Annotated in this window: 19 protein-coding genes; 8 read left to right on the top strand and 11 right to left on the bottom strand. The window is 64.7% G+C overall.

What is annotated here, in order from left to right:
* The first annotated feature begins 29 nt into the window (after nucleotides 1-29).
* Both A3OO_RS0102895 and A3OO_RS0102890 read left to right on the top strand, forming a co-directional pair.
* On the top strand, nucleotides 30-2,123 hold the full coding sequence (locus A3OO_RS0102895) for a carbon starvation CstA family protein (RefSeq protein ID WP_018406330.1): 2,094 nt from the start codon (nucleotides 30-32) through the stop codon (nucleotides 2,121-2,123).
* A complete protein-coding gene (locus tag A3OO_RS0102890; protein ID WP_018406329.1) occupies nucleotides 2,089-2,316 on the top strand; it encodes a YbdD/YjiX family protein in 228 nt (75 codons plus the stop codon). Before A3OO_RS0102895 ends, A3OO_RS0102890 begins: the two co-directional genes overlap by 35 nt.
* A gap of 11 nt (nucleotides 2,317-2,327) precedes the next feature.
* Here A3OO_RS0102890 and A3OO_RS0102885 read toward each other — a convergent pair whose 3' ends face one another.
* The gene (locus A3OO_RS0102885) at nucleotides 2,328-3,053 is read right to left on the bottom strand and encodes a hypothetical protein (protein WP_156824735.1); all 726 of its coding nucleotides are present in this window, start codon (nucleotides 3,051-3,053) and stop codon (nucleotides 2,328-2,330) included.
* A gap of 159 nt (nucleotides 3,054-3,212) precedes the next feature.
* On the opposite strand from A3OO_RS0102885, the gene A3OO_RS0102880 reads away from it, so the two are divergent.
* Entirely contained in the window at nucleotides 3,213-4,046 is an 834-nt protein-coding gene (locus A3OO_RS0102880) for a uracil-DNA glycosylase (protein ID WP_018406327.1), read from the top strand.
* 143 nt (nucleotides 4,047-4,189) lie between these two features.
* Here A3OO_RS0102880 and ispG read toward each other — a convergent pair whose 3' ends face one another.
* The 7 genes from ispG to A3OO_RS0102845 form a co-directional block, all read right to left on the bottom strand.
* Complete coding sequence (ispG, locus tag A3OO_RS0102875; RefSeq protein ID WP_018406326.1) at nucleotides 4,190-5,488, bottom strand: flavodoxin-dependent (E)-4-hydroxy-3-methylbut-2-enyl-diphosphate synthase; 1,299 nt, start codon at nucleotides 5,486-5,488, stop codon at nucleotides 4,190-4,192.
* 156 nt (nucleotides 5,489-5,644) lie between these two features.
* A complete protein-coding gene (locus tag A3OO_RS0102870; protein WP_018406325.1) occupies nucleotides 5,645-6,055 on the bottom strand; it encodes a VOC family protein in 411 nt (136 codons plus the stop codon).
* Between the two features lie 47 nt (nucleotides 6,056-6,102).
* Nucleotides 6,103-6,954, bottom strand: a complete 852-nt coding sequence (locus A3OO_RS0102865) for an SDR family oxidoreductase (protein WP_018406324.1) — start codon at nucleotides 6,952-6,954, stop codon at nucleotides 6,103-6,105.
* Nucleotides 6,951-8,321: a thiamine phosphate synthase gene (locus A3OO_RS24665; protein ID WP_018406323.1), complete on the bottom strand. Its 1,371-nt coding sequence runs from the start codon at nucleotides 8,319-8,321 to the stop codon at nucleotides 6,951-6,953. The genes A3OO_RS0102865 and A3OO_RS24665 overlap by 4 nt, the downstream gene beginning before the upstream one ends.
* 3 nt (nucleotides 8,322-8,324) lie before the next feature.
* Complete coding sequence (locus tag A3OO_RS0102855; RefSeq protein WP_018406322.1) at nucleotides 8,325-9,116, bottom strand: thiazole synthase; 792 nt, start codon at nucleotides 9,114-9,116, stop codon at nucleotides 8,325-8,327.
* 9 nt (nucleotides 9,117-9,125) lie between these two features.
* Nucleotides 9,126-9,269 (bottom strand): sulfur carrier protein ThiS, encoded by a 144-nt coding sequence (gene thiS / locus A3OO_RS0102850; RefSeq protein ID WP_018406321.1) that lies wholly within the window; start codon nucleotides 9,267-9,269, stop codon nucleotides 9,126-9,128.
* Nucleotides 9,244-10,302, bottom strand: coding sequence for an FAD-dependent oxidoreductase (locus A3OO_RS0102845; protein ID WP_018406320.1), 1,059 nt, complete (start codon nucleotides 10,300-10,302; stop codon nucleotides 9,244-9,246). Before A3OO_RS0102845 ends, thiS begins: the two co-directional genes overlap by 26 nt.
* 312 nt (nucleotides 10,303-10,614) lie before the next feature.
* Here A3OO_RS0102845 and A3OO_RS0102840 point away from each other — a divergent pair, with 312 nt between their 5' ends.
* Nucleotides 10,615-11,211: a hypothetical protein gene (locus tag A3OO_RS0102840; protein WP_018406319.1), complete on the top strand. Its 597-nt coding sequence runs from the start codon at nucleotides 10,615-10,617 to the stop codon at nucleotides 11,209-11,211.
* 150 nt (nucleotides 11,212-11,361) lie between these two features.
* On the top strand, nucleotides 11,362-11,949 hold the full coding sequence (locus A3OO_RS0102835; RefSeq protein WP_018406318.1) for a glutathione S-transferase family protein: 588 nt from the start codon (nucleotides 11,362-11,364) through the stop codon (nucleotides 11,947-11,949).
* Here the strand turns inward: A3OO_RS0102835 and A3OO_RS0102830 are convergent.
* Entirely contained in the window at nucleotides 11,946-12,329 is a 384-nt protein-coding gene (locus tag A3OO_RS0102830; protein WP_018406317.1) for a cell division protein ZapA, read from the bottom strand. The genes A3OO_RS0102835 and A3OO_RS0102830 overlap by 4 nt on opposite strands.
* Before the next feature lies 1 nt (nucleotide 12,330).
* Entirely contained in the window at nucleotides 12,331-12,654 is a 324-nt protein-coding gene (locus A3OO_RS21005; protein ID WP_040573574.1) for a DUF4164 family protein, read from the bottom strand.
* Between the two features lie 225 nt (nucleotides 12,655-12,879).
* Here A3OO_RS21005 and gap point away from each other — a divergent pair, with 225 nt between their 5' ends.
* Both gap and A3OO_RS0102815 read left to right on the top strand, forming a co-directional pair.
* A complete protein-coding gene (gap, locus tag A3OO_RS0102820; RefSeq protein ID WP_026222636.1) occupies nucleotides 12,880-13,887 on the top strand; it encodes a type I glyceraldehyde-3-phosphate dehydrogenase in 1,008 nt (335 codons plus the stop codon).
* Between the two features lie 74 nt (nucleotides 13,888-13,961).
* The gene (locus tag A3OO_RS0102815; RefSeq protein ID WP_026222635.1) at nucleotides 13,962-15,167 is read left to right on the top strand and encodes a phosphoglycerate kinase; all 1,206 of its coding nucleotides are present in this window, start codon (nucleotides 13,962-13,964) and stop codon (nucleotides 15,165-15,167) included.
* Between the two features lie 40 nt (nucleotides 15,168-15,207).
* Here the strand turns inward: A3OO_RS0102815 and A3OO_RS0102810 are convergent, their stop codons facing one another.
* On the bottom strand, nucleotides 15,208-15,693 hold the full coding sequence (locus tag A3OO_RS0102810; protein WP_018406313.1) for a peroxiredoxin: 486 nt from the start codon (nucleotides 15,691-15,693) through the stop codon (nucleotides 15,208-15,210).
* 383 nt (nucleotides 15,694-16,076) lie between these two features.
* Here A3OO_RS0102810 and A3OO_RS0102805 point away from each other — a divergent pair, with 383 nt between their 5' ends.
* On the top strand, nucleotides 16,077-16,376 hold the full coding sequence (locus tag A3OO_RS0102805; RefSeq protein WP_018406312.1) for a hypothetical protein: 300 nt from the start codon (nucleotides 16,077-16,079) through the stop codon (nucleotides 16,374-16,376).
* The last annotated feature ends 61 nt before the right edge of the window (nucleotides 16,377-16,437 follow it).

The following is a 16,437-nucleotide window of genomic DNA, read 5'->3' as shown; positions in this document are numbered from 1 at the left end:
GCCGAGAGCGCGCGCTAATCGGGGTCCTAATGTCGATCATCAACATCTCCGACAGCCGTCAGACGTTGAAGCTGTTTCCCTGGGCGCTCGTGTTCGCCCTCGTGCTGTTCTCGCTTTACACGCTCGCGGTCTCACGCGGCGAGAACGTCAACGCCATGTGGCTCGTCACGGCGGCGATCGGAACCTACGCCATCGGCTATCGCTTCTATTCGCGCTTCATCGCCGAGCGGGTGCTGGGGCTCGATGCGCGCCGCCGCACCCCCGCGCATCGGCGCAACGACGGGCTCGACTATGTGCCGACCGACAAATGGGTGCTGTTTGGCCACCATTTCGCGGCCATCGCCGGCGCCGGCCCCCTGGTGGGGCCGGTGCTCGCGGCGCAAATGGGCTATCTGCCTGGAACCTTGTGGCTGTTGACCGGCGTCATCTTCGCCGGCGCCGTGCAGGATTTTCTCGTCCTGTTCATCTCGACGCGCCGCGACGGGCGTTCGCTCGGCGATCTCATCAAGACCGAGATGGGGCGCGTGCCGGGCGTCATCGCCATGGTCGGCATTCTCACGATCATGATCATCCTGCTGGCGGTGCTGGCGCTCGTCGTCGTCAAGGCGCTCGCGGATAGTCCCTGGGGCGCCTTCACCGTTCTCGCGACGCTGCCGATCGCCGTGTTCATGGGCGTCTACGGCCGCTATCTGCGGCCCGGGCGCATCGGCGAAATGTCGGCGATCGGCTTCGTTCTGCTGCTCTTGAGCATCGCGCTCGGCCGCACCGTCTCGGAGAGCGCGCTGCTCGCGCCGCTCTTCTCCTTCAAGGCCGAGACCCTCGCCTTCATGCTCATCGGCTATGGCTTCGTCGCTTCAGTGTTGCCGGTCTGGCTGTTGCTCGCGCCGCGCGACTATCTGTCGACCTTCCTGAAGGTCGGCACGATTCTGTCGCTCGCGGTCGGCATTTTCATCGTCTGGCCCGATCTCCAGATGCCGGCGATCAGCCGCTTCATCGACGGCACGGGCCCGGTCTTCGCCGGCAGCGTCTTCCCGTTTCTGTTCATCACCATCGCCTGCGGCGCGGTGTCGGGCTTTCATGCGCTTGTGTCCTCCGGCACGACGCCGAAGATGATCGGCGACGAAACGCAGACGCGCTTCATCGGCTATGGCGCAATGCTGATGGAGTCCTTCGTCGCGGTCATGGCGCTCATCGCCGCAAGCGTGCTGGAGCCCGGCGTCTATTTCGCCATGAACAGCGCGCCGGCGCTGATCGGCGCGACGCCCGATTCCGCCGCGGCGGCGATCTCCTCATGGGGGTTCGCGGTCACCCCGGAGACGCTTTCCGGCGTCGCCGCCGAAGTCGGCGAGAAGACAATTCTGTCGCGCACCGGCGGCGCGCCGACCCTCGCCGTCGGCATGGCGCATATTCTCTCTTCCGCCGTCGGCGGCTCGGCCGCGAAAGCCTTCTGGTATCATTTCGCGATTCTTTTCGAAGCGCTCTTCATCCTCACCACGATCGACGCCGGCACGCGCGTCGCGCGCTTCATGATCCAGGATCTCTTCGGCGCTTTCTTTCCCGCCTTCGGCAATACGCGCGCCTGGGCGCCGAACCTCGCCGCCACCGCCATCGCCGTGAGCGGCTGGGGCTATTTCCTCTATCAGGGGGTGATCGATCCGCTCGGCGGCATTAACACGCTGTGGCCGCTGTTCGGCATCGCCAATCAGATGCTCGCGGCGATCGCGCTGACGCTGTGCGTCGTCGTGCTCTATCGGATGAAGCGCGAGCGCTACGCCTTTGTCGCCATTGCGCCGACGGCGTGGCTCTATATCTGCACGCTGACGGCGGCATTCGAGAAAATCTTCCATGAGGATCCGCGCATCGGCTTTCTGGCGCATGCGAGAAAATTCGCAGCGGCCGCCGATAAGGATCAGCTGCTGGCGCCGGCGAAGACTCTCGCCGAGATGCAGCGCGTCATCTTCAACGACTATGTCGACGCGACGCTTTGCGCGATTTACGTCATGCTGGTTCTGGCGATGCTCGGCTTCGCGATCCGAGCCATTCGCGCCGCGCGGGCTGCGCAACATGTCACCACGCGGGAGACCGAGGATGAATTGCACGATCTGCAGCCTGCCGGGGCTTGATCTCAATCGTCTCGCGCGCAAGCTGCGCGACGGCGCGAAGTTGATGGTCGGCCAAGGCGATTACGACGCCTATGTCACGCATGTCCGCGCGCTCCACGACGGCGAGGCGATCATGACGCGCGACGAATTTTTCCGTGCGCGGGAGAATGCGCGCTTCGGCGCCGGCGGCGAGCGCGCGTTTCGCTGCTGTTGAAAATTGCCGCGCTATATTGGTTGGCCGTATTGGGCGGCGTTGAGACTGATTCCGCCACGCTCAAAAAAATATATGCCACCACTTGGGTTACTCCAGCGCCAAGAGGCGGTAACTACTCGCGTTTGATTGAGAAAATCCCTGTACTTAAATTGGGCAGACACCCAGAGGAATTGGTTTTTTGTCCTCAACGCATCGCGTTGAGATTCCGTAAGTTCGATAGTGTAGTGGAGATCAACATCGAGCTCGCCTTTTGGCTCAATTATATTGCCTGCATCCAGCGGAACGACGAGATCGAAGGAGGGCTTCTGGGGCTGCACCTGGGCAATGCACCATCCTATAGCAAAATCAGTTGCGAATGCTGGCGTTCGCCCTGCATTTCGCAAATGCATCCAGGAGATGACGGAGTAACGATCCGGTAGTCCCTCAAGATTTGCACTCCCGTAAGGGCCGTCCTTTGGTACGGGCGCGTCGATCCGGTTCAGGTCTGGTGCATCGATTCCTAGGATTGGCAATTCCACGCCAATTGCCGCTTTGGCGGAGAGCTCAGCAGCGTCAGCGGCGATTTTGGTAACGATCCACATCTTTTCGCTTGACTGCCAAAGTGTCCAAGTAAAGACGGCAACGGCAATGGACGCTATGGCGGTGATCGCGCCGTTATGAGATTCAACGAAGCTACCGAGCGCTAGCGTCATTTTGTAAAGGGAAAAAAGAATAGCGGATAATGCGATGAAACCCACTAAGCCAACCGCGATTAGCTCCCAATACCGGCGCACAACATCCTCTTTCGTTTAGCGGCTTCCGTTCAGCATCAACTGTTGGTGATCCAAGAACGGTGTGAATATATTGGGAGTCTTGGCAAAATTGAAATTGCTCGGAGCGCTGGGTAACCTTGCCTCATGTCTTCCACGCCTGAAACCCGCGCCGCGCTCCGCGCGCTTCTCGACTGGTATGTCGAGAGCGGCGTCGATCTTGGGATCGATGAGGCGCCGCATGACCGCTACGCGGACAGCGCGCGCGCGGCCGTGGCGCAGCGTCCCCAGGCGATGGACACAAGAGCGCCGCCGATCCCGTTACAGCCACAGGGCGCCGAACGCCCGCGCCGCGCCGCAGCGCCGATCGCTGCGCCGGATGAGGCCATTCGCGCCGCGGAGCAGGAGGCCTCCAGCGCGCGCGATCTTGACGAACTCGCCGCGCGTCTCGCCGACTTTCCGCACGCGCCCTTTCGCGACATGGCGCAGCATTTTCTGTTCGGCGCCGGCGCGCCTGCAGCGCGTCTCATCGCCTTCGACGCCGCGCCGGGCGTGACGGAAGAAACAAGCGGCGAGGCGTTCAGCGGGCTTTCGGCGAAACTCCTCGACAATATGCTGGCGGCGATCGGCTTTGATCGCTCCAGCGCTGCTCTCGCCTATGTCTCGCCCTGGCGCCCGCCTGGCGATCGCGCGCTATCCCCGCATGAAGCGGCGATCTTTGCGCCGTTCGCGCGACGCCGGGTCGAATTGGCGCGGCCGGACGTTTTGCTGATTTTTGGCGAAGCGCCGGCGCGGATCATGCTGACGACCAACGAGCCGGTGGGAAAGCTGCGCGGCAAGGCGTTTGAATCGCGCTGCGGCGCGCATGTCGCGCGCGCCTTCGTTTTTTCCAGCCTCGAGGCGATGCTGAAGAGCGCGGCGCTGAAGCCCGCCGCCTGGCGCGATTTGCGAAGGGCGGCGGAGGCGCTGCAGAATTGCTAGTTCCGGAGAAAAGTAGCCCCTCCCTGTCCCTCCCCCGCTTCGCGGGAGAGGGACCCAAACGATCAGCATTCGCGTCGTTTTAATGAGGGCGGACTCTGCTCCCTCTCCCGCGAAGCGGGGGAGGGTTGGGGTGGGGGCGTAGCTTACTCCGCCGCTTCGCCCTTCGCGCCGCCGCCAAAGCGGCGCACGATGTAATCGTCGACGATGCGGGTGAATTCCTCGGCGATACCCTCGCCGCGCAGCGTCATCGCCTTCTTGCCGTCGATGAAGATCGGCGCAGCCGGAGTCTCCCCCGTGCCGGGCAGAGAAATGCCGATGTCGGCGTGTTTCGACTCGCCGGGACCGTTCACGATGCAGCCCATCACCGCCACATTGAGCGTCTCAACGCCTGGATATTGCGCGCGCCAGGCCGCCATCCGCTCGCGGATATGCGCCTGGATGTCGCGCGCCAGTTCCTGAAACACGGTCGAGGTGGTGCGCCCGCACCCCGGGCAGGCCGCGACGAGCGGCACGAAGGTGCGAAAGCCCATGGTCTGCAGAATTTCCTGCGCGACGCGCACTTCGAGCGCGCGGTCGCCGCCGGGTTCGGGCGTCAGCGACACGCGGATCGTATCGCCGATGCCGTCCTGCAGCAGCACGCCGAGCGCGGCCGATGAGGCGACGACGCCTTTCGAGCCCATGCCGGCCTCGGTGAGGCCAAGATGCAGCGCATAGTCGCTGCGCGCCGCCAGCATGCGATAGACGGCGATGAGGTCCTGCACCGCCGAGACCTTCGCCGAAATAACGATGCGGTTTTTCGGCAGGCCGATCTCCTCGGCGCGGCGCGCCGACATCAGCGCCGAGCGGACCAGCGCCTCGCGGGTCACGGCGCGCGCGTCGAGCGGCCGGTCCGAGGCGTGGTTCAAATCCATGAGATAGGTCAAGAGCTCCTGGTCCAGCGAGCCCCAATTGGCGCCGATCCGCACCGCCTTGCCATGCTTGGCGGCAAGTTCGACGATCGAGGCGAACTGCTTGTCCTTCTTTTCCTTGAAGCCGACATTGCCCGGATTGATGCGGTATTTGGCGAGCGCCTCGCCGCAGGCGGGATGATCGGCGAGCAGCTTGTGGCCGATGTAATGGAAATCGCCGACGAGCGGGACGTGGCATCCCTTCTGCGCGAGCTTATCGAAAATATGCGGCACGGCCGCCGCCGCCTCGTCGCGGTCGACGGTGATGCGCACCAGCTCCGACCCCTGCTGCGCCAGCGCCAGAACCTGGGTCACGGTCGACTCGACATCCGCCGTGTCGGTGTTGGTCATGGACTGGACGACGACGGGCGCGCCGCCGCCGACGATCACCGCGGCAGGGCCAGCGCCAATAGCCACCGCGCACGTGCGCCGGCGGGGCGCCGGTTCGGCGACGACCGGGTCGGGCAGACGGGTCTCTGATGCGGCTTCGTTCATGGCGGTCGTTTCGGCGGTCGTTGCGGACGCCGATAGGTCGCCCGTAACGGCCGCAAGGTCAAGCGCTCCGGAAATAGACGACGGCGGCGATGACGACGCTTTCTGATCTGCGCGCGGCGAGCATGCCCTAGACGGCGATGAGGTCAGACCTTCCGCCTAGGCGCTCGGCGGTTTTGGCGTCATCCAGGCGACGAAGGCGCCGCCCGGCTGTTGCAGCACCGCCATGCGGCCGACGCCGGGGATCTCCAAGGCGTCCTTGCAGATTATGGCGCCGGCGGCCTTGGCCTTCTCCAGGCGGGCGTCCACGTCATCGACGCCGATATAGGTCAGCCAATGTTCTGGAACACCCGCCAGTTCCGGGCCTTTCATCTCGAACATGCCGCCGACCCGTGCGCCCTGCGAACTGATGATCCAGTATGTGAAGCCCTCCATCGGGACGCCCTCGAAGTCCCAGCCGAGAGTTTGGCTGTAGAATTTCTTCGCGCGCTCGACGTCGCGGACATTGAGCTCGTTCCAGCAGACCGCGCCATGTTTCGGCGGCGCGCCACAGTCGTTGGCGTTGGACATAGCCCCTCCTCTTTCAGCTCAACATCGATCCGTTCCAAAGCGATTGCCTACTTCGGCAGCAGGCCGAGCCGGCGCGCCGTCAGCCAGTCGACGAGCCGCCCCGGCAATAGGCTGCGTAGCGTGTAGTCCGTAAAGCGATTTCTTACGATCGGAATGCGGATGGGCGGGCGCGGCGCCGTCAGCGCCCGCAACACGGCGCGCGCGACGACCTCGGGACCGGGCGCGCGGCGGCCCGCCTCGACAAGCCATTTCAGCATCCTCTGGCCTGGCGCGGCATAGGCGGTGCCCTCGAACATAGCAAGATCAGTCTCTTCGGCCTTGTCCCAGATCGGCGTCGCGATCATCCCCGGCTCGATCAGGACGACATCGACGCCATAGACGATCAGCTCGCGCCGCAGCGCGTCCGACATGCCCTCTAGCCCGAATTTCGAGGCGGCGTAGGCGCCAAGAAAAGGCGCGGCGAAGCGACCCGCGACCGAACTCATATTGACGATGCGGCCGGGCGCGCCGCGCCGCTGCGCGCCAGCGCCGAGCAGGGGAGTAAATGCCTGGATGATTCGAAGCTGACCGATCAGATTGACCTCGATCTGGCGCCGAAAATCGTCGATCGGCAGATGCAGCAGCGGGCCCGGTACGGCGACGCCGGCGTTGTTGACGAGTCCGGCGAGCGTTGCGCCATCGAGCCGCGCCTCGACCACGCGCGCGGCGAACGCGATGGATTCGGCGTCGGTCACGTCGAAGAGGAGCGGAATGACGGACGCGCCATGTCGAGCCGTGAGCGTGGCCGCGTCAGAGTCCTTGCGAACCGAGGCGAAAACCAGAAACCCGTTCTCAATCAATAAATCGACGCAGGCGGCGCCGATCCCGGTCGAGGCGCCGGTCACGACGACGGCCTTCATACGCGTTCTCCCAATGCCGCGAGGAGGTTTGCGAGCGCCACGCGCGTTTCGCCGTCGGCCCGGCCATCGACGTTCGCAGGGCGGAAGTGACGCTGGAACGCTTCGACCGCCAGAACGGTCTCGGCGTCATAGACGCCAGTTTGCTCGACGCGATAGCCGTAAGCTGCAAGGTCGCGCTGGAGCGAGGCGACCTTGGCGCCCGCGTCGCCGAGCGAAACTGTGGCCGCGCCAGCGCCGAGATTCTCATCGGAGACCCGCCCGACGCCGAGGCGGGCGAGTTCCTCCCAGGGAAAGAACTCGCCGGGGTCCCGCTTGCGCCCAGGCGCGATGTCGGAATGCGCCAGCACGCGTTCGGGCGGTATCGCATGGCGCCGGCAGATGTCCTTGGCGAGCGCCGCCGTCGCCTCAATTTGCGCCGCCGGATAGGGATGCGGGTCGTCGTGGCCCGGGTGAACGATTTCGATTCCGATCGAGGCGGAGTTCATGTCGGTCTCGCCGGCCCAGAAGCTTATCCCGGCATGCCAGGCGCGGCGCGACTCCGGCACGAGCTGCAGCACGCGCCCATCCTCCTCGACGACATAATGCGCCGAGACCTCCGAACGCGGATTGCAGAGCAGGGCGAGAGCCGATTCCGCCGTCGGCATCCCCGTATAGTGAAGCACCAGCGACGAGATCGGCCGCAGCCGCGCGCCATGATTGGGGGAGGGGCATACGCGCGCATCGGCGTAGTCCGGCGCGAAGAAACCTTCGCCGTCGCGACATGGCTGCGTCGCAGACAGCCATTCCCGCGCGCGCGCCTCAGGTTCGGCGTTGCGCAAAATGTCGGTGACGACGCAGGCGCTGTCGGCTCCCGCGGCAAGCGCGGCGATGGCGCGTTCGGGGGTCAGTCCGCCGATGGCGACAAGAGGCGTCTCGCCGATCTGCGCCTTCCAGGCGCCTAGCCGGGCGAGGCCCTGCGGCGCAAAGGCCATTTGTTTCAAAAGCGTAGGATAGATCGGGCCGAGCGCGACATAGTCCGCACCGACGGACAGCGCCCGGTCGAGTTCGGCTGCATCATGGGTCGAAACGCCGATCCTGACGCCGGCGCGGCGCAGCGCCGGGATGTCCGCCGCGTCGAGATCGCCCTGGCCGAGGTGGACGAAGTCGCAGCCTTCCTCCAACGCGAGCCGCCAGTAGTCGTTGACGACGAGCTGCGCGCCATGTCGCGCACACATCTCCCGCGCGGTCACGATCTGCGCCCGCACGTCGGGCTCGGCGCGATCCTTCACGCGCAGCTGCACGAGCTTAACGCCCTGCGGCAGCAGTCGGGAAAGCCAGTCGGCGTCGTCGACGATGAGATAGAAAGGATCGAGCCTCAGCGCCGCCACCAGCTACGCCAGTCTGTCGAAGGGACGGCCGATGATCGGCGTCGAAGGTTCCGCCATGTCGCGCGGCGTCATCGGCTGCGCGCGGAAACCGGCGCGGCCGGCTTCGATCGCGAGGGCGAAGGCCCGCGCCATCAAGACGGGGTCGCCGGCGCGGGAAACGGCGGTGTTGAGCAGCACGGCGTCATAGCCCATCTCCATCACCAGCGCCGCGTGGGACGGCGCGCCAAGCCCGGCGTCGACGATGAGCGGCGTGTCGGGAAAATGCGCGCGCAGCGCCCGCAAGGCGAAAGCGTTGTTGACCCCGCGCCCGGAGCCGATCGGCGCCGCCCAGGGCATTAGGACGCGGCATCCGGCGTCGAGCAGTTTTTCCGCCACGACGAGATCGTCGGTCGTGTAGGGAAAGACCTTGAAACCGTCGTCCGAGAGCGCGCGTGCCGCGTCGACTAGCCCGAAGACGTCAGGCTGTAGCGTGTCCTCTTCCCCGATCACTTCCAGTTTGATCCAGTCGGTCGCAAAGACTTCGCGCGCCATTTGCGCCGTCGCGATCGCCTCCTTGGCGGTGCGACAGCCGGCGGTGTTGGGGAGCACGCGCACCCCGACGTCGCGGATCAGGCTCCAGAAGGCCTCGCCCGCGCGCGCCCCGCCAGCCTCCCGCCGCAGCGAGACGGTGACGATCTCGCATCCCGACGCGCGAATCGCTTCCGCCAGGATCGCCGGCGAGGGATAGCGGGCGGTGCCGAGCAGCAGCCGCGAGGACAGCGTGACGTCGTAAAGCGTCACCGTGTCATTATGCATCACACTCGCTCACCCGCCCTGTCTCGGCGTCACGATCTCGACGGCGTCGCCTTCGCGAAGAGGCGTCTCGGCGCGGTCCCTGGCGCGCACGAATTCCTGGTTCAAAGCGGTGCCGACGGTCTTTTCATCATACCCCAGTTCGTCCAGCAGCATTTGCAACGTCGTCGCGCTCACATCCTGCGGCCGCCCGTTGATTTGAATCAGCATCCATCACCTCTGGGAAATACGCGTCATTTACGACGACCTCAGCCGCGCGGCGCGCCAGCGCCGGCGCAAGCAGGAACCCGTGGCGGTAGAGCCCATTGATATAGAGTGTGTGACCCCGCTTCAAAAGACGGGGCAGATTGTTGGCGAAAGCGGGACGGAGGTCCGAGCCGGTCTCGACAATTTCGGCCTCGGCGAAGGCCGGGTGGACCGCAAAGGCAGAGTTGACGAGTTCGACGACCGACCGCGCGGTGACCCGCGCGCGCTCCTCATTCTCGATCATCGTCGCGCCGACCATGAACAGCCCCTCGCCGCGCGGAACGACATAAACCGGCCGGCGCGGATGCAGCATGCGCACCGGACGCGTCAGGGAAATCTCGTCGCTGCGCAGAATCAGCATTTCGCCTTTGACGCCGCGCAGGCCAGGAAGCGCGTCGCGCGCCGCAAAGCCGCGGCAGTCGATGATCCAGTCGGGGATCGTCGCCAGTGCGGCGGCGTCCTGGTGAAAATGCAGCGTCACATTCGGCGTTTGCGCGAGGCGCCCGGTCAGCGCGATGAGCGCCGCGCGGGGATCGAGATGCGCTTCTTGTCGAAAAAACAACGCCGCGTCGAAGCGCCCGGCGAGATCGGGCTCAAGCGCCGCGATATCCGTTGCGTCCAGCGAGTCGAAATTGCGCGTGCGCCGGGCGAAGTCGGCGAGTTCGGCGCGCTCGCGGGCGGGCGCCACGACAAGACTGCCGGCGATTGTCGCGATTCCAATCTCGCGCGACCAGAAATCGAGCGCCTCTTCGCCGAGCGTAGCGACCAGGGGCTCGGCGCTTTCCAGTTCGCACCAGGGCGCGATCATGCCGCCGGCGAAACGCGAGCAGCCGAGGCCCGGCGCACACTCGCGCTCGACGATCTCCACCTCCACGCCCTTCCGCGCGAGCGCATAGGCGGCGCAGAGTCCGGCGACGCCGGCGCCGATCACGCGCGCGAGCATGAGCGCGGCCTTTTGGGAAATCTCGCTGACACCATCCCTCCGCCAGTCTCAACTGGATCAGGTTCGAAGGGTCGCCGCCCCCGCATTCTCGCGCGTCTTGCGGCCTCTCAGCCCTGTGGCGGCGTCGTTGGAGCGCCGCCGGGCGGGCTCCCCCGGCAGACATAGGCTGGCGCGAAGCGCAGAGGCAGTCAAGCGCTGCGCCCCGGCTCCTTTATTCGCCCGCAGGCGCCGGGACTTGCCAGATGTCAACCGATGGCTCAGTTTGCGCAAAGAAAAGCGCGCTAAAAAAGCGCAGCATACCGGGAGAAAATCATGAGATTCATTAGCAAAACGGCCAGCGTCCGCAGGACGTTGGCCGGCGCCGTTCTCTGTGGCCTGCTCGCCTGCGCGATTTCAGCGGCGCCGGCTGACGCGGCGCAGCTCGGCGAAATTTTTCCCATTCCGAATTCGCTGAGCCTCAGCGGGGTTCCGCGCGACTCGCTCCTGAAGATTCAGTCGAAATGGCTGCGGAACGGCCTCGACAATCTCAAGAAGGCGCGCGCTGAAGCCGAAGCGGCGCTCGAAAAAGCGAAGGCAGACGCTCCGGACAAGGTCGCCGCGGCGGAGGAGAAGGTCAAGAAGCTCGATGCGATGACCGCCGAAACTCAAGAAGAACTCGCGCTGTCGGAGAACAATGATTCGTCGCATGACATTCAACAAGCGCGCAAACGCAACTTGCTGCTCGCGCTCAATCAGTGGATCAATGAGCTCAACCGCCTCGCCACAGAGCAGATGAAGATCGCGATTATGAAGGATGGCGCCGAGGCCATGGCGGCGCAAAACCAAAATTATCAATTGTCGGAACAGGCGGACAATCTCGAAAAGGCCAAGCGCGACCCGAGTTTCGAAGATTGGGGCGTGACCAAGTAATCTTAGCGGACAATCGGGGATCAGGCTCACTGACCGACTGCGCCGCCGATGAGTCGAGGAGAGTGACGGCTGTCCGTAGGGCTTTCCAATGACCCCACCATTACCGCCTTTGAACGGTCGCCCGATGGCGGCAAGGGACTGGCGCGGGACATGCGCGTTCGCTGGGCGCTCGAAGAAGTGGGCCAACCCTACGACGTTCGGCTTCTTTCATTCAAAGCGATGAAGGAGCCGGCGCATCTCGCGCTTCATCCTTTCGGGCAGATTCCGACCTATGAAGAAGGCGATCTCGCCCTATTCGAGTCGGGGGCGATCGTGTTCCACATCGCGGAGCGCCATGCAGGCCTGCTGCCAGACGATGCGAACGCCAGGGCCCGCGCGATCACATGGATGTTTGCGGCGCTCAGCACGATCGAGCCGCCAATCATTGATCTTGCATTCGCCAGGCTTCTTGAGCGCGACGAGGCCTGGTACGAGCAGCGTCTGCCTGTCGTCGAGGATCGCGTCCGTAACCGGCTGGGCCAACTTTCCCTTCGCCTTGGCGACGCCGAATGGCTCGATGGTCCATTCAGCGCCGGCGACCTGATGATCGCGTCGGTGCTGCTCAGGTTGAAAGCGTCGGGTCTACTGGACCAATATCCGAACCTCTCCGCCTATGTCGCCCGCGGCGAAGCGCGGCCCGCATACAGGCGTGCTTTCGAGGCTCAACGGGCGGTTTTCACCGCCACATCCCGGACCTAGAGACCATCGTCCGGCGACGCGGCGGGCGGCGACAGTTCGCCATTGAGCTTCACGATCCGACGCGTCGCGTCGCCAAGCGCCTTGGCGGCGAGCGCAGACGCCGCGTCGCTCGCCTTGCGTGCGGCGTCGAGCTCAGCGCGCAGCGCAGCGAACTCGGCTTCCGTCGCCTGCGCTTTGGCGCGTGCGTCCGTCGCCTCGTCGGCGATTGCGAGCGCGGCCATCACGATGATGCGCTGCTCGCCGATCTCGCCGAAGCTCTCGCGCATCGACTGGATCTTGCTTTCCACGTAACGCGCGAGTTCTTCGATCCGCTGCTCCTCGCCCTCTTCGCAAGACATGCGATAGGTGCGACCGGCGATGGCGACGACGACGGCGGCCATGTCAATCCTCTTGGGTCGAGGCGACGCCCGCCGCGCCGAGCGCCGCGGCGACGCCTTCGCTGGCGGCTTCGAGCCTGTGGAGCACCTCGTCGCGGCTCTTCTCCAGGGCGTTCTGCCGCGCAAGCGCGGCATCGAGATCGAGGGCGAGGCGCGACCGATCGTCTTGCATGACGGCGAGTTCTTCTTCGAGTTCGGCGCTGGACAGCTCGTCTTCGAGCTTTGCGGCGACAGTGCGCTCCAGCTGAGCGAGCGCCGCCTGCAGCTCTGCGACGGCGGCCTCGAGCCTCTTGGCGTTTTCTTCGTCGCGCTTATCTGATTGGTTCATCGCCGGTCGCAGAATGTGCATGGCTTTGCGGCGCGGCGAACGCGCCGAACGATTCGCTTGCCAGCCTGTTCCTAGCATGAATCGCGCAAATCGAAACCGCGCCAATTGGCGCGACCTCGGCGCGTTGACAGGGGGGCGCGAGGTGCTATCACACGCTCGCCTCCAGAGCCCACAGGCTCGATGGCGAGGGCCGCGGAGTTCCGGCGGCGCAAGGAGATTTTCCAAATGACCGTGAGAGTGGCGATCAACGGATTCGGGCGCATCGGCCGCAATATCCTGCGCTATATCATCGAGACCGGACGCACGGACCTCGAAGTCGTCGCCATCAATGATCTCGGCCCGGTCGAGACCAATGCGCATCTGTTGCGATATGATTCAGTGCACGGCCGCTTCCCGCATGAGGTGAAAGTCGCCGGAAGCACGATCGACGTCGGCCGCGGCCCCATCCAGGTGACCGCCATCAAAAATCCGGCCGAGCTTCCCTACAAGGACCTCAAGATCGACATCGCGCTGGAATGCACGGGGCTTTTCACCGCGCGCGACAAGGCGAAATTGCTGCTCGACGCGGGCGCGAAGCGCGTGCTGGTTTCAGCGCCCGCCGAAGGCGCCGACATTACGGTCGTCTATGGCGTCAATCACGACAAGATCACCAAGGATCATCTCGTGATCTCCAACGCGTCCTGCACGACGAACTGTCTCGCGCCGGTCGCCAAGGTGCTGCACGAGGCGATCGGCATCGAGAAGGGGATCATGACGACGATCCACTCCTATACGGGCGATCAGCCGACGCTCGACACGATGCATAAGGATCTCTACCGCGCTCGCGCGGCGGCGCTGTCGATGATCCCGACCTCGACGGGCGCGGCGAAGGCCGTCGGACTCGTGCTGCCGGAGCTGAACGGCAAGCTCGACGGCTACGCCATTCGCGTGCCGACGCCCAACGTCTCGGCGGTCGATCTGAAGTTTGTCGCCAACCGCCCGACGACGAAGGACGAGGTGCACGCCGCGATCAAGGCCGCCGCCGATGGTCCTCTCAAGGGCGTGCTCGGCTACACGGACGAAAAGCTTGTGTCGATAGACTTCAACCACAATCCGCTCTCGTCCTGCTTCCATCTCGACCAGACCAAGGTCCTCGACGGCAATCTCGTGTCGATCCTGTCCTGGTACGACAATGAATGGGGCTTCTCCGGCCGCATGACCGATGTGGCGAGCGCGATCGGCAAGCTTCTTTAAGCATTGTTCCACCACGCCGGCGCGGACCTTCGGGTCCGCGTTTGCCTTTTTCAAGCCGCGATTGGACGCCCGACATGACCGCTTTCCTCACTCTCGACGACGTCGACGTCAAAGGAAAGCGCGTGCTGGTGCGTGTCGATCTCAATGTGCCGATGGAGGATGGGCGCGTCACCGACGCGACGCGCATCGAGCGCGCGCTGCCGACCATCAACGAGATCGTGGAAAAAGGCGGCAGGGTCATTCTGCTTTCGCATTTTGGCCGACCGAAGGGCCAGCGCGTCGACGCGGAGTCGCTCCGCCAGGTCGTCCCGACGCTCGAACATTTTCTCAAACGCAAGATCGCCTTCGCCGACGACTGCGTCGGCGACGCTGCGGCGAAGATCGTCGACGGGCTCAAGGACGGCGACGTCGCCCTGCTTGAGAACACCCGCTTTCACAAGGGCGAAGAAAAGAACGCCGCCGACTTTGTCGACGCGCTCGCCAAGAGCGGCGATATCTTCGTCAGCGACGCTTTTTCGGCGGCGCACCGCGCGCACGCATCGACCGAAGGCATAGCCCACAGACTGCCGGCCTACGCCGGCCGCGCCATGCAGGCGGAACTCGAAGCGCTCGAATCGGCGCTCGCCAATCCGCAGCGGCCGGTCATGGCGATCGTCGGCGGCGCGAAAGTGTCGACGAAGCTCGAACTCCTGGGCAATCTCGTCGCGAAGGTCGAATATCTCGTCATCGGCGGCGGCATGGCGAACACCTTCCTTGCGGCGCAAGGCAAGCTTGTCGGCAAATCGCTGTGCGAACATGATCTCGCGGGGGCCGCGCGGGAGATCCTCGTCAAAGCAGAGAAAGCCGGCTGCGACGTCGTGCTGCCGATTGACGCGATTGTTGCGCAAAAATTCGAGGCGCATGCGCCGTCGCATATCGTCTCGGTCGATCATGTCGGCGAAAACGACATGATCCTCGACGTGGGGCCGAAATCGATCGCCCATATCGAGTCGCTGCTCGCTGCGTGCAAGACGCTAGTGTGGAACGGCCCGTTCGGCGCGTTCGAACTGCCGCCCTTCGACGAAGGCACCAACGCCGTCGCGCAGACCGCGGCGCGGCTCACCGTCGCGGGCAAGCTGCTGTCGATCGCCGGCGGCGGCGACACCGTGGCGGCGCTCAACCAGGCGCATGTCGCGCAGGAATTTTCCTATGTGTCGACGGCCGGCGGCGCCTTTCTCGAATGGCTCGAAGGAAAGACGCTGCCGGGCGTCGCGGCGCTGATGCAATCTTCACAGCGCTGAAACGGCGACCGCTTGGTCCGCGTTTCTTAAGAGGGAACGCCTAGAGATGGGCGAGCGTCGCTTCGGCCGTCGAGACCTTGGCTTCGCTCGAATTCTCCTCGACATTGATCCATTTCACGACGCCGTCGTCGATCAGCGCCGAATAGCGCTTGCCGCGCACGCCAAGCCCCGCGTCGGTCAGATCGAGTTCGACGCCGAGCGCTTTGGCGAAAGTCGCCGAGCCGTCGGCGAGCGCGTCGATCTTGTCGCCGCCGCCCGACTCCTTCACCCAGGCGTCGAGCGCGAAAATGTCATTGACCGCCGTGACCGCCACGGCGTCCACGCCTTTCGATTTGATTTCATCCGCCTTGGCGATGAAGCCCGGCAGATGTTTCTTGTGGCAGGTCGGCGTATAGGCGCCGGGAACGCTGAAGAGCGCCACCCTGCGTCCGGCAAAATAGTCCTTCGTGGCGACCGGCTCCGGTCCATTCTTGCCCATGACGGTCAGCTTCACGTCGGGGAGTCGGTCTCCAGCTTTAATGGTCATGCACGATCTCGCTTTTGATTTAGGGTAAGGCCCAGACTAGATAGCGCGCTTCCCGGCTTTGTGTCGCGTGCGCGGCGCGACTTGCTTGCAGCGCACTTGTGAGCTTTGCCGAGGCGAGTCAACATGCGCAAGTCGCCAGCGCAGACGATTCGCCTCTGGAGGACGGGCTAATGTCGGATTCTTCGAATGGAGGCGGCGGCGAGACCCCGCCTTCCGCATGGGTGTGGAGCCAGTATCGCGCCGTGTCTCCTGATTCGTCTGATTCACCTGCTCGACGCGCGCCGGTCCTCACAAAGAGGAGCGTGCAAACGCCGCCGCCGCGACCCGCATCCGATCCGCCGCCACGACGCTCCGGCGGGGGTGGGGGAGGGATCGCCTTCCTGGTGGCGCTCGCGATTTTAACGCTCGCCGCCGCGACATGGTGGTTCGCCGCCTCGCGGTCGCAGCCTCCGGCCGCTCCCGATGCGCAGCCCGTCGAAGAGAGCGGCGCGCCAGGCGCCCCGGCGCCCGAAGGGGAGGCCGCGCCGCCGCCTGAATCGGCTGCGCCGTCTTCACCGCAGGAGGCCGCCCCATCGGCGCCGCCGCCTGCGCCAGTTGCGACGCCGGTTGAGCAGAGGGCGGCGCCGAGCGCAACGACGGCGCCCGGCGCGAAGCGGAAGAAGCCGAAGAAAAAGCCTCGCTAGAGCGCTTCCCGATCACATGGATCATGTGATCGATAAGAAATCGCTCAATCAAAGTACTGGA

It is taken from the genome of Methylocystis rosea SV97 (assembly GCF_000372845.1).
Classification (GTDB): Bacteria; Pseudomonadota; Alphaproteobacteria; order Rhizobiales; family Beijerinckiaceae; genus Methylocystis; species Methylocystis rosea.
The sequence above is the reverse complement of the archived record's forward strand: the minus strand, read 5'-3'. Positions and strand labels throughout refer to the sequence as shown.